Source organism: Ramlibacter montanisoli (assembly GCF_013087525.1).
Classification (GTDB): domain Bacteria; phylum Pseudomonadota; class Gammaproteobacteria; order Burkholderiales; family Burkholderiaceae_C; genus Ramlibacter; species Ramlibacter montanisoli.
Genome location: NZ_JABFCS010000001.1, coordinates 4,169,345 through 4,181,091, shown reverse-complemented (window position 1 = coordinate 4,181,091; position 11,747 = coordinate 4,169,345). Strand labels below are relative to the sequence as shown.

10 protein-coding genes and 4 pseudogenes are annotated in these 11,747 nt (G+C 66.0%); 1 reads left to right on the top strand and 13 read right to left on the bottom strand.

Features of this window, described 5'->3' with window-relative positions:
• The 13 genes and pseudogenes from rplW to HK415_RS20660 all read right to left on the bottom strand — a co-directional run bounded on the left by rplW (nucleotide 1) and on the right by HK415_RS20660 (nucleotide 10,480).
• Complete coding sequence (gene rplW / locus HK415_RS20720; protein WP_171562556.1) at nucleotides 1-321, bottom strand: 50S ribosomal protein L23; 321 nt, start codon at nucleotides 319-321, stop codon at nucleotides 1-3.
• Nucleotides 318-938, bottom strand: a complete 621-nt coding sequence (gene rplD, locus HK415_RS20715) for a 50S ribosomal protein L4 (protein WP_171562554.1) — start codon at nucleotides 936-938, stop codon at nucleotides 318-320. Before rplD ends, rplW begins: the two co-directional genes overlap by 4 nt.
• On the bottom strand, nucleotides 938-1,636 hold the full coding sequence (gene rplC / locus HK415_RS20710) for a 50S ribosomal protein L3 (protein WP_171562552.1): 699 nt from the start codon (nucleotides 1,634-1,636) through the stop codon (nucleotides 938-940). Before rplC ends, rplD begins: the two co-directional genes overlap by 1 nt.
• Before the next feature lie 204 nt (nucleotides 1,637-1,840).
• Nucleotides 1,841-2,152, bottom strand: coding sequence for a 30S ribosomal protein S10 (rpsJ, locus tag HK415_RS20705; protein ID WP_171562550.1), 312 nt, complete (start codon nucleotides 2,150-2,152; stop codon nucleotides 1,841-1,843).
• Nucleotides 2,153-2,157: 5 nt separating this feature from the next.
• Nucleotides 2,158-3,350, bottom strand: a pseudogene (gene tuf / locus HK415_RS20700) (elongation factor Tu).
• Between the two features lie 128 nt (nucleotides 3,351-3,478).
• A pseudogene (gene fusA, locus HK415_RS20695) lies at nucleotides 3,479-5,580 on the bottom strand (elongation factor G).
• Between the two features lie 71 nt (nucleotides 5,581-5,651).
• Entirely contained in the window at nucleotides 5,652-6,125 is a 474-nt protein-coding gene (gene rpsG / locus HK415_RS20690; protein ID WP_171562548.1) for a 30S ribosomal protein S7, read from the bottom strand.
• Nucleotides 6,126-6,269: 144 nt separating this feature from the next.
• Nucleotides 6,270-6,644, bottom strand: a pseudogene (gene rpsL / locus HK415_RS20685) (30S ribosomal protein S12).
• A gap of 160 nt (nucleotides 6,645-6,804) precedes the next feature.
• Entirely contained in the window at nucleotides 6,805-7,950 is a 1,146-nt protein-coding gene (locus HK415_RS20680; RefSeq protein ID WP_253262354.1) for a D-alanyl-D-alanine carboxypeptidase family protein, read from the bottom strand.
• Between the two features lie 11 nt (nucleotides 7,951-7,961).
• Nucleotides 7,962-8,591, bottom strand: a complete 630-nt coding sequence (locus HK415_RS20675) for an alpha/beta hydrolase (RefSeq protein ID WP_171562544.1) — start codon at nucleotides 8,589-8,591, stop codon at nucleotides 7,962-7,964.
• Nucleotides 8,591-8,929, bottom strand: a complete 339-nt coding sequence (locus tag HK415_RS20670; RefSeq protein WP_171562542.1) for a (2Fe-2S) ferredoxin domain-containing protein — start codon at nucleotides 8,927-8,929, stop codon at nucleotides 8,591-8,593. The genes HK415_RS20675 and HK415_RS20670 overlap by 1 nt, the downstream gene beginning before the upstream one ends.
• Nucleotides 8,926-10,056 (bottom strand): VanZ family protein, encoded by a 1,131-nt coding sequence (locus HK415_RS20665; protein ID WP_171562540.1) that lies wholly within the window; start codon nucleotides 10,054-10,056, stop codon nucleotides 8,926-8,928. The genes HK415_RS20670 and HK415_RS20665 overlap by 4 nt, the downstream gene beginning before the upstream one ends.
• Before the next feature lies 1 nt (nucleotide 10,057).
• On the bottom strand, nucleotides 10,058-10,480 hold the full coding sequence (locus HK415_RS20660) for a CopD family protein (RefSeq protein ID WP_171562539.1): 423 nt from the start codon (nucleotides 10,478-10,480) through the stop codon (nucleotides 10,058-10,060).
• A gap of 255 nt (nucleotides 10,481-10,735) precedes the next feature.
• Here HK415_RS20660 and hemB point away from each other — a divergent pair.
• A pseudogene (gene hemB / locus HK415_RS20655) lies at nucleotides 10,736-11,739 on the top strand (porphobilinogen synthase).
• The last annotated feature ends 8 nt before the right edge of the window (nucleotides 11,740-11,747 follow it).

The window sequence follows — 11,747 nt, the reverse complement described above, 5'->3', positions numbered from 1 at the left end:
TTAAGCGGTCTCCCCGGAGAAGTTCAGCTCCTGGCCGGCCTGCAGCGTCACATACGCCTTGCGGATGTTGTCGCGGCGACCCACGGAACGGCCGAAGCGCTTCGTCTTGCCCTTGATGTTGGCGACGGAAACGCCCTTGACCTGCACGTTGAACATCAGTTCGACGGCGGCCTTGATCTCGGGCTTGGTGGCGTCCTGCAGGACCTTGAAGGTCACGGCGTTGGTCTTGTCCGCCACCATCGTCGCCTTCTCGGAGACGATCGGGGCGACCAGCACCTGCATCAGGCGGCCTTCGTCAAACTTTTTGGATGCTGCGCTCATGCGAACATCTCCTTGAGCTTGTCGATCGCGCCCTTGGTGACGAGCACTTTCTTGTAGTGCACCAGGGACAGCGGATCGGCGTAACGCGGCTCGACGATGAGCACGTTCGGCAGGTTCCGGGACGCGAGGTACAGATTTTCGTCCACTTCGTCGGCGATCACCATCACCGACTCCAGGTTCATGGCCTTGAACTTGGCGGCCAGCTGCTTGGTCTTGGGGCTGTCGATCTTGAGGGAGTCGACAACGGCCAGGCGACCGTCACGCGCCAGCTGGGAGAAGATGGACGCCATGCCGGCGCGGTACATCTTCTTGTTGATCTTCTGGGTGAAGTTCTCTTCCGGGCTGTTCGGGAAGATGCGGCCGCCTCCGCGCCACAGCGGGGAGGAGGTCATGCCGGCGCGCGCGCGGCCGGTGCCCTTCTGGCGGAACGGCTTCTTGGTCGAGTGCTTGACCTGCTCGCGGTCCTTCTGGGCGCGCGTGCCCTGGCGGGCGTTCGCCTGGAAGGCCACCACGATCTGGTGCACCAGCGCTTCGTTGTATTCGCGGCCGAACACGGTCTCGGGGGCGTCGAACTTCGACGCGGCCTGGCCCTGCTCGTTCAGGAGTTCGAGTTGCATTACTTCTTCCCCTTCTCGGCGGCGGGCTTCGCGACGACCGGCTTGGGCTGGCCCTTGACGGCCGGCAGCACGGTCACGAAACCGTTCTTCGAACCGGGAACGGCGCCCTTGACCATCAGCAGGCCGCGGGTCTCGTCGACGCGGATCACGTCGAGGTTCTGTGTGGTGACGGTGACGTCGCCCTTGTGGCCGGACATCTTCTTGCCCGGGAACACGCGGCCGGGATCCTGCGCCATGGAGATCGAGCCGGGCACGTTGTGCGAACGGCTGTTGCCGTGCGACGCGCGCTGCGACTTGAAGTTGTGGCGCTTGATGGTGCCCGTGAAGCCCTTGCCGATCGAGGTGCCCTGCACGTCGACGCGCTGGCCGGCGGCGAACAGGTCCTGCACCGGCACGGTGCCGCCGGCGGCGTACTTGCCGGCGACGTCGGCTTCGACGCGGAATTCACGGATGATTTCACCGGCTTCGACACCCGCCTTGGCGAGGTGGCCGGCGAGCGGCTTGGTGACGCGCGAGGTCTTGCGCGCACCGAACGTGACCTGCAGGGCCACGTAGCCGTCGGTGTCTTGGGACTTGACCTGGGTGACGCGGTTGTTCGACACGTCGATCACCGTGACGGGAACAGCGTCCCCCTCATCAGTGAACAGGCGCATCATGCCCACCTTGCGGCCCAGCAACCCGAGGCTGCTCAGACTCATGTTGTTACTCCGTTGCTTTCGCCGGGGCCGCTGCAATTGGCTGCCACGTTCTGCCCGCGGACGGACAGACGAAAGAGGGTTGATAAAAAGCTCCGCCCGGCCTGAAACCGAGCGAAGCCCGCAAGTATAGCAGTACTCCTACAGGACTGCCAAGCAACGAAAAGGCCGCCCGCAGGCGGCCTTCCCGAAACCTCAGCCGCAGGCTTACTGCAGCTTGATTTCCACGTCCACGCCGGCCGGCAGGTCCAGCTTCATCAGGGCGTCGACCGTCTTGTCGGTCGGGTCGACGATGTCCATCAGGCGCTGGTGGGTGCGGATCTCGAACTGGTCGCGGCTCGACTTGTTCACGTGCGGCGAACGCAGGATGTCGAAGCGCTTCATGCGCGTCGGCAGGGGCACGGGGCCCTTGACGATGGCACCGGTGCGCTTGGCGGTGTCGACGATCTCGGCGGCGGACTGGTCGATCAGCTTGTAATCGAAGGCCTTGAGGCGGATGCGGATTTTCTGCGATGCCATGACGATTACTCCATGATCTTGGCAACGACGCCGGCGCCGACGGTCTTGCCGCCTTCGCGGATGGCGAAGCGCAGGCCTTCTTCCATGGCGATCGGGGCGATCAGCTTGACCGTGATGGTCACGTTGTCGCCGGGCATGACCATTTCCTTGTCCTTGGGCAGCTCGATGGCGCCGGTGACGTCGGTGGTGCGGAAGTAGAACTGCGGGCGGTAGTTGTTGAAGAAGGGCGTGTGGCGGCCGCCTTCGTCCTTGCTCAGCACGTAGATCTCGGCGGTGAAGTGGGTGTGCGGCTTCACGCTGCCCGGCTTGGCCAGCACCTGGCCACGCTGCACTTCTTCGCGCTTGGTGCCGCGCAGCAGGATACCCACGTTGTCGCCGGCCTGGCCCTGGTCCAGGAGCTTGCGGAACATTTCCACGCCGGTGCAGGTGGTCTTGACGGTGGGGGTCAGGCCCACGATCTCGATTTCCTCGCCGACCTTGATCACGCCACGCTCCACGCGGCCGGTCACCACCGTGCCACGGCCGGAGATGGAGAACACGTCTTCCACCGGCATCAGGAAGGCGCCGTCCACGGCACGCTCCGGGTTGGGGATGTAGCTGTCCAGCGCGTCGGCCAGCTTCATGATGGCCTGCTCGCCCAGCTCGCCCTTGTCGCCTTCCAGCGCCAGCTTGGCCGAGCCCTTGATGATCGGGGTGTCGTCACCGGGGAACTCGTACTTGGACAGCAGCTCGCGAACTTCCATCTCCACGAGTTCCAGCAGTTCCGCGTCGTCCACCATGTCGCACTTGTTCATGAACACGATGATGTAGGGCACGCCCACCTGGCGGGCCAGCAGGATGTGCTCGCGCGTCTGGGGCATCGGGCCGTCGGCCGCGGACACCACCAGGATGGCGCCGTCCATCTGGGCGGCACCGGTGATCATGTTCTTCACACGTAGTCGGCGTGGCCGGGGCAGTCCACGTGCGCGTAGTGGCGCGCCTTGGTCTCGTACTCCACGTGCGCGGTGTTGATCGTGATGCCGCGCGCCTTTTCTTCCGGAGCCGCGTCGATCTGGTCGTAGGCCTTGGCCTCACCGCCGAACTTGGCCGACAGCACCGTGGTGATCGCCGCCGTCAGGGTCGTCTTGCCATGGTCCACGTGGCCGATGGTGCCCACGTTGACGTGCGGCTTGGTGCGCTCGAACTTACCTTTTGCCATTGAGAAATCTCCGATAAAGAGCAATGCCGGTGTATGGGTTTTACGTCTGCACTGCGTTGCTGTTTCCCCCGCCACCGGCGTACGGGGGCACGCAGTCGCAGACGGGCCGCTCGCGCGGCCGTCTGGAATTACTTGGCGCGCGCCGCGATGATGCCTTCGGCGACGTTCTTCGGAGCTTCGGCGTAGTGCTTGAACTCCATCGTGTACGTCGCGCGGCCCTGCGACATGGAGCGCAGGGTCGTCGAATAGCCGAACATCTCGGACAGCGGGACTTCGGCCTTGATGACCTTGCCGCCGCCGGGCATGTCGTCCATGCCCTGCACCATGCCGCGACGGGACGACAGGTCGCCCATCACGTTACCGGCGTAGTCTTCCGGCGTCTCGACTTCCACGGCCATCATCGGCTCGAGGATCACGGGCTGGGCCTTCTTCGCGCCTTCCTTGAAGCCGAAGATGGCGGCCATCTTGAACGCCTGTTCCGACGAGTCCACCTCGTGGTAGGAACCGAAGGTCAGCGTGACCTTCACGTCCACCACCGGGTAGCCGGCCAGCACGCCGCTGTTCAGCGCCTCGACCACGCCCTTTTCCACCGCGGGGATGTACTCGCGCGGCACCACGCCGCCCTTGATGGCGTCGACGAACTCGAAGCCCTTGCCGGTCTCGTTGGGTTCGACGGTGAACACCACGTGGCCGTACTGGCCCTTGCCGCCGGACTGGCGCACGAACTTGCCTTCCTGGTCGGTCACCTTCTTGCGGATGGTTTCGCGGTAGGCCACCTGGGGCTTGCCGACGTTGGCTTCCACGCTGAATTCGCGCTTCATCCGGTCGACGATGATTTCCAGGTGCAGTTCGCCCATGCCGCCGATGATGGTCTGGCCCGACTCTTCGTCGGTGTTCACGCGGAACGACGGGTCTTCCGCCGCCAGGCGCTGCAGCGCGATGCCCATCTTTTCCTGGTCGGCCTTGGTCTTGGGCTCCACGGCCTGGCGGATCACCGGCTCGGGGAACACCATGCGCTCGAGCATGACGATGGCGCTCGGGTCGCACAGCGTCTCGCCCGTGGTCACGTCCTTCAGGCCCACGCAGGCCGCGATGTCGCCGGCGCGGATCTCGTCGACTTCCTGGCGGTTGTTGGCGTGCATCTGCACGATCCGGCCGATCCGTTCCTTCTTGCCGCGGATCGGGTTGTAGACGCTGTCGCCCTTGGTCAGCACGCCCGAGTACACGCGCACGAACGTGAGCTGGCCCACGAACGGGTCGGTCATCAGCTTGAACGCCAGGGCCGAGAACTTCTCGTTGTCGTCCGCCTTGCGGGTGACCGGCTTCTCGTCGTCGTCCATGCCCTTGACCGGGGAATGTCGATCGGCGAGGGCATCAGTTCGATGACGGCGTCGAGCATGCGCTGCACGCCCTTGTTCTTGAAGGCGGTGCCGCACAGCATGGGCTGGATCTCACCGGCGATCGTGCGCGTGCGCAGGCCGAGGGTGATCTCGGCTTCCGTCAGGTCGCCTTCTTCCAGGTACTTGTTCATCAGCTCCTCGGACGCCTCGGCCGCGGCCTCGACCATCTTCTCGCGCCACTCCTTGGACAGCTCGACCAGGTCGGCCGGGATTTCCTCGAAGGTGAACTTCATGCCCTGGGACGCTTCGTCCCAGTAGATGGCCTTCATCTTGCGCAGGTCGACCACGCCGGTGAACTTTTCCTCGGCGCCGATCGGGATCACGATGGGCACCGGGTTGGCCTTCAGGCGCAGCTTCATCTGGTCGTAGACCTTGAAGAAGTTGGCGCCGGTGCGGTCCATCTTGTTGACGAACGCCAGGCGCGGCACGCGGTACTTGTTGGCCTGGCGCCAGACCGTTTCCGACTGCGGCTGCACGCCGCCCACGGCGCAGTACACCATGCAGGCGCCGTCCAGCACGCGCATGGAACGCTCCACCTCGATGGTGAAGTCCACGTGGCCGGGGGTGTCGATGATGTTGATGCGGTGCTCGGGGAAGGACATGTCCATGCCCTTCCAGAAGCAGGTGGTGGCCGCGGACGTGATCGTGATGCCGCGTTCCTGCTCCTGCTCCATCCAGTCCATGGTGGCGGCGCCGTCGTGCACTTCGCCGATCTTGTGGTTCACACCCGTGTAGAACAGGATGCGCTCGGTGGTGGTCGTCTTGCCGGCGTCGATGTGCGCAGAGATACCGATGTTGCGGTAGCGCTCGATGGGCGTTTTGCGGGCCATGATGATGAGTCTTTCGTTAAAGGGCACAGGCCCGCTCGTGGCGGGCCCGCACTCCAAGATGGGGACGGACTTTAGAAGCGGAAGTGGCTGAAGGCCTTGTTGGCCTCGGCCATGCGGTGCACTTCGTCGCGCTTCTTCATGGCGCCGCCGCGGCCTTCCGTGGCTTCCATGAGTTCGTTGGCCAGGCGCAGGGCCATGGACTTCTCGCCGCGCTTCTTCGCGGCTTCCTTGATCCAGCGCATGGAGAGCGCCAGGCGGCGCACGGGGCGCACTTCCACCGGGACCTGGTAGTTCGCGCCGCCGACGCGGCGGGACTTCACTTCCACCATGGGCTTCACGTTGGAGATGGCCATGGTGAACGCTTCCAGGGGATCGCGTCCGGGGTTCTTCTTCTCGATCTGCTCGAGGGCACCGTAGACGATGCGCTCGGCGACCGCCTTCTTGCCGCCTTGCATGATGACGTTCATGAACTTGGCGAGCTCGACGTTGCCGTACTTGGGATCCGGCAGGATTTCACGCTTAGGGACTTCGCGACGACGTGGCATTTCAAACCTCTCTATTTGCTTCAGCTGGCCCTCGAGGGACCCAGGGCGCCATCAGGCTGGCCCGCTTACTCGACCCGGAAGTGGGTCACTACGCTCTTTCAGCCTGCCAGGGCCGAACGAGCACCGACAAACTACGACTGGCTGTTAAGCCTTCTTCGGGCGCTTGGCGCCGTACTTGAACGGGACTGCTTGCGATCCTTCACGCCCTGCAGGTCCAGCGAACCGCGGACGATGTGGTAACGCACACCGGGCAGGTCCTTGACACGGCCGCCGCGCACGAGCACCACGGAGTGTTCCTGCAGGTTGTGGCCTTCGCCGCCGATGTAGGAGATGACTTCGAAGCCGTTGGTCAGGCGGACCTTGGCGACCTTGCGGAGAGCCGAGTTCGGCTTCTTCGGCGTCGTGGTGTACACGCGGGTGCACACGCCCCGGCGCTGGGGGCTGTTCTGCATCGCGGGGGATTGATTTGACTTTCTCGACTTCCCGCCCCTGACGCACCAGTTGATTGATGGTTGGCATTAAGAAAACGTCCCTAAACGTTCGTGAAAACCGATTGCCGCGGATGCGGCAACACAAATACCTCTCCCGCCCCAAATTGCGGGAAAGCCCGCGAGTATATCCCGACGGGGGAAACCCTCAAGCGGGCGGGTGGGTCAGCCCCGCGCAGGGGGCTGGCGGATCACTTGATCCAGAGGCGCATGGCGTCCCAGGCGCGGCCGAAGATGCCGGCCTGCTCCACCCCCTGCAGGGCCACCAGCGGCACCTCGCGCAGGACCTGCTCGCCGGACAGGATCCTGAGCGTGCCGACCTGCTGGCCCTTGGTGAAAGGCGCCACCAGGGGATCCGGGCGGACCACCTGGGTCTTGATCTTGGAGGCGCTGCCGGCCGGCACCGCCAGCACGATCGGCTGCGGCTGGCCCAGCTTGACGGTCTTCTCGCTGCCCTTCCAGACCTGCGGCTCCAGCACCGCCTGGTTGGCGTCGAACAGCTTGAGCCCCTCGTAGGCGGTGTAGCCCCAGTTCAGCAGTTTCTGCGCCTCGTTGGCCCGGGCGGTCTCGCTGTTGGCCCCCAGCACGATCGCCAGCAGGCGGCGGCCGGCCAGGTTGGGGAAGTCGCGCTTGGCGGTGGCGATCAGGCAATAGCCGGCCGCTTCCGTGTGGCCGGTCTTCAGGCCGTCGACCGTCGGATCGCGGAACAGCAGCATGTTCCGGTTGGTGTCGTTGGCCGTCGGCGTGCCCTGGTAGCGGTACTTCTGGGTCTTGTAGTAGCCCATGTACTCGGGGAAGTCCTGCAGCAGCCGCGTCGACAGGATGCTGAGGTCGCGCGCCGTCGTGGTGTGGCCGGGCGCCGTCAGGCCTTCGGGGTTCTTGTAGCCGGTGTTCTTCATGCCCAGCGCCTTGGCCTGCTGGTTCATGAGTTCGACGAAGTGTTCGGCCGTCCCGCCCACACCTTCGGCCAGCGCCATGGTGGCGTCGTTGCCGGACTGGACGATCATGCCCTTGATGAGGTCCTCCACCGGCACCTGCATCTTCGGGTCGATGAACATGCGCGAGCCGGGCATCTTCCAGGCGCGCTGGCTCACCGGCAGCGTCTGCTGCAGGGTGATCTTCTTGGCGCGCAGGGCATCGAAGACGAGGTAGGCCGTCATCAGCTTGGTGAGCGAGGCCGGCTCCACGGGAGCGTCGGGTTCGCGCGCGGCGAGCACCTGGTTCGCGCTCAGGTCCATCAGCAGGTAGCTGCGCGCCGCCACCTCCGGAGGTTGCGGCACCTGGGCGGCGGCAACGAGGCAGAAAAAGACCAACCAGGGCGCGAGCAGCGCCTGCATCCAACGAGTTCTCATCCGAGTGCGCGCAGGTGGCGGACCACCAGGTTTTTGAGGAGGGGCAATTGTCCGTGAAAGAAATGCTCCACCCCGGGAACCACCGTAACGGGAAGTGACTGCGGCCGGGCCCAGTCGAGCACCGCGGCCAGCGGAACCGTCTCGTCCTTCTCGCCATGGATGACCAGCGCACGATCGTGGCTCTCGGGCGGCAGGGGTGCCACCGCGAAGCGCGACGCTGCCGTGCCCACCAGCACCAGCGCGCGCACCTCTCGTTCGCTCCACAGGGCCTGCAACGCCTGCGCGGTGACGAAGGCGCCGAAGGAGAAGCCGGCCAGTGCGATCGGCCCCTGCGGCGCCAGATCGCGCACCAGCGCCTGCAGGTCGAGCGCCTCGCCGCGTCCTTCGTCGTGCGTGCCTTCGCTCGTGCCGACGCCGCGGAAGTTGAAGCGCAGCGCGGTCCAGCCGCATTGCACGAAGGCGCGCGCCAGGGTCTGCACCACCTTGTTGTCCATGGTGCCGCCGAAGAGGGGATGCGGGTGCGCGATCACGGCCACACCGCGCGGCGGGCCTTCCGGCTGGTCGCGCAGCACCTGCACGCGCCCCGCCGGCCCGGCCAGTTCCAGGCGTTCCGTCTGCGCGTTCATCAGCGACCCAGGTGCGGCGGCGTCAGCAGGCGCTCCACCACCTTGCCGTTCTTCAGGTGCGATTCGACGATCTCGTCGATGTCGTTCTGGTCCACGTAGGTGTACCAGGTGCCTTCCGGATAGACCACCGCGACTGGGCCGGCGGCGCAGCGATCGAGGCAGCCCGCCTTGTTCACGCGCACCTTGCCGGGGCCGGCGAGTCCCTGGGCCTTCACCTGCGACTTGCAGCGGTCGAACGCCGCCTGTGCGTCGTGGTCGGCGCAGCAGGCTTCGCCGTTGTCGCGCTTGTTCAGGCAGAAGAAGATATGGTGGCGGTAGTACTGGGACGGCGCGGTCATCCGGGAATTGTAGGAGTGCGCTCCGGCCGCGAGACCCGCAGCAGCACATACACCAGCACCGCATAAGGCCAGAGCCATCCCAGCCACTGCGCGACGCCGTGGAAGCGGATGAAGCGGCCCTGCTCCCAGGCCTGCAGGGTGTCGGCGAAGTAGGCGCTGGCGGGCGCCTGGTTCAACACGGCCAGGTGCACCACCAAGGCCATCAGCAGCATCGCCGCGCAGCCGCGCCGGGGCACGGCCAGCATCAGCAGCGACAGCAGCAGGCCGAACAGCAAGCCGAGCCGCACCGGCAGGCTCAGCCAGGCCCACGCGTGCGTCGGGCCCCAGCTCAGGGCGGCCGACAGCGCCGTGACCGCCGTGCCCAGCGCCACCGCGGCCACCGCGAACAAGGCTCGCTTGGGGACCGAACGCAGGATCGTGTATCCCAGCAGCGCGGGGATGAAGGCGCCGAGCGCCACGCACAGGAGCTCGGCGGCCGGCACCAGCGGCTGCAGCTCCACTTCGCGCATCGGCAGCCACTCGAGGAAAGGCGTTTCCTCCAGCCAGCCGGCGATCGCCGTTTCCATGCGCTCCATCACCTGCCCCAGGCCCAGCGGCACGGCGGCGGGGAACAGCAGGGCGAAGGGCCAGAGCGCCAGCAGCACCAGCGCGCCGCGCGCCTCGGGAATGAACCAGCGTTCGCGAAAGCGGCTCCAGTGGTCGATGGCACCGCCCACTTCCAGGCCGGTCGCCACCACCGCGCCGAGCAGCGTGCCCGCGACGTTCAGGCCGAAGTCCACGTTCGACGCCACGCGCGAGGGCAGGAAGTTCTGCAGCGCCTCCATGCAGAAGGACAGCAAGGTCCCCGCGAGCACCGCCACCGCCAGCGCCGCCAGGTTCGGGTGGTTCTCGAAATAGCGGACGTTGCCGCGCCGCATGAAGCTCAGTGCCAGCAGGAAGCCGAGCGGCACATAGCCCACGACGTTGGCCGCCAGGTCGAAGCCGGTCCAGTACTTCGGCCAGCCGGCGAACAGGAAGTCCCAGGGCGGGATCTGCTGGTTGCGCCAGTCCGAGAACGGATACAGGCTGGCGTACACCACCAGCACCCCATACGCACCCGCCAGCGGCCAGGCCGAGGTCTTGTGCATGTCAGAAGGGCTTGACCACGACCAGGATGACGGCGCCCAGCAGGAACAGCACGGGAAGCTCGTTGAACCAGCGGAACCAGGTGTGGCTGCGCCGGCTCTGGCCGGCGGCGAACTTGCGCAGCACCACGGCGCAGGCGTGGTGGTAGCCGATGGTCAGCAGCACGATGGCCAGCTTGGCGTGCATCCAGCCCGAGCCCCGGCCGATGCCGTAGCCCAGCCACAGCCACAAGCCGAGCGCCAGCGCCGGCACCGCCAGCATGGTCGTGAAGCGCAGCAGCTTGCGCGCCATCAGCAGAAGGCGATCGCGCTCCGCCGTCGAACCCTCGGGCACCATGGCCAGGTTCACGAAGATGCGCGGGAGGTAGAACAGGCCAGCGAACCAGCTGGCGACGAATACGATGTGGAAAGCCTTGGCCCAGAGCATCCGCGGAGTGTACGGACCGTGCCTTGCGGCAGGTTGCCGGGCCGCCCGCGCGCTGCGGGCAAAAAGCCCCGGCACCTTGGGGGCCGGGGTGGGAAGCCTTTTGCTGTCACACATCAAGGCGCCCGCTCAGGGAGGAAAAGCGGGGGAGCAGCAAGCTGCCCGGCGCTAATTTAACAGCGTGCGGCTGGGCTTTCAAGCATAAAGTCTTAAGTTCTCTGACGGAGGCCCGGCCGTGCATCGGGCACAATTTTCCTTATGACTTCCTTCGCACCCTACCCGCAAGGCCGCCCGCGCCGCCTGCGCCGCGACACGTTCACGCGCAACCTGGTGCGCGAGCACGCCGTCACGCCGAACGACCTGATCTACCCGGTGTTCGTGCTGGATGGCCAGAAACAGCGGCAGGCCGTGCCCTCCATGCCCGGCGTGGAGCGCCTGAGCCTGGACCAGTTGCTGCCGGTCGGCGAGGAGTGCATGAAGCTGGGCATCCCGGTGATCGCGCTGTTCCCGGTGATCGATGCGAAGCTGAAGACGCCCGACGGCCGCGAGGCCATGAACCCGGAAGGCCTGGTGCCGCGCGTGGTGCAGGGGCTGAAGAAGAAGGAATTCCCGAGCTGGGCGTGATGACGGACGTCGCGCTCGATCCCTTCACCAGCCACGGCCAGGACGGGCTGCTGGACGAGACCGGCTACATCCTGAACGACGAGACGGTGGAAGTGCTGGTGAAGCAGGCGCTCACCCAGGCGCGCGCCGGTGTCGACATCGTCGCGCCCTCGGACATGATGGACGGCCGCATCGGCGCGATCCGCAATGCGCTGGAGAAGGACCAGCACATCCACACCCGGATCATGGCCTACAGCGCCAAGTACGCGAGCGGCTTCTACGGTCCCTTCCGCGACGCGGTGGGCTCCGCCGGCAACCTGGGCAAGAGCAACAAGAAGGTCTACCAGATGGACCCGGGCAACTCCGACGAGGCGCTGCGGGAAGTGGCGATGGACCTGGCCGAAGGCGCGGACATGGTGATGGTCAAGCCCGGCATGCCCTACCTGGACATCGTGCGCCGGGTGAAGGACGAGTTCCGCGTGCCCACCTTCGCCTACCAGGTGTCGGGCGAGTACGCCATGCTCAAGGCGGCGGCGGCCAACGGCTGGCTCGACCACGACCTGGTGATGATGGAAAGCCTGCTCGCCTTCAAGCGCGCCGGCGCCGACGGCGTGCTGACGTATTTCGCGCTCGACGCCGCGCGCAAGCTGCGCGCCTGAGGAAACCG

Coding starts and splice junctions, on each gene's coding strand:
- rplC (WP_171562552.1), bottom strand. CDS start 1,636: ATGAGTCTGAGCAGCCTCGGGTTGCTGGGCCGCAAGGTGGGCATGATG.
- rplD (WP_171562554.1), bottom strand. CDS start 938: ATGCAACTCGAACTCCTGAACGAGCAGGGCCAGGCCGCGTCGAAGTTC.
- HK415_RS20665 (WP_171562540.1), bottom strand. CDS start 10,056: ATGCACAAGACCTCGGCCTGGCCGCTGGCGGGTGCGTATGGGGTGCTG.
- rpsJ (WP_171562550.1), bottom strand. CDS start 2,152: ATGGCATCGCAGAAAATCCGCATCCGCCTCAAGGCCTTCGATTACAAG.
- HK415_RS20670 (WP_171562542.1), bottom strand. CDS start 8,929: ATGACCGCGCCGTCCCAGTACTACCGCCACCATATCTTCTTCTGCCTG.
- rplW (WP_171562556.1), bottom strand. CDS start 321: ATGAGCGCAGCATCCAAAAAGTTTGACGAAGGCCGCCTGATGCAGGTG.
- HK415_RS20660 (WP_171562539.1), bottom strand. CDS start 10,480: ATGCTCTGGGCCAAGGCTTTCCACATCGTATTCGTCGCCAGCTGGTTC.
- HK415_RS20680 (WP_253262354.1), bottom strand. CDS start 7,950: ATGCAGGCGCTGCTCGCGCCCTGGTTGGTCTTTTTCTGCCTCGTTGCC.
- HK415_RS20675 (WP_171562544.1), bottom strand. CDS start 8,591: ATGAACGCGCAGACGGAACGCCTGGAACTGGCCGGGCCGGCGGGGCGC.
- rpsG (WP_171562548.1), bottom strand. CDS start 6,125: ATGCCACGTCGTCGCGAAGTCCCTAAGCGTGAAATCCTGCCGGATCCC.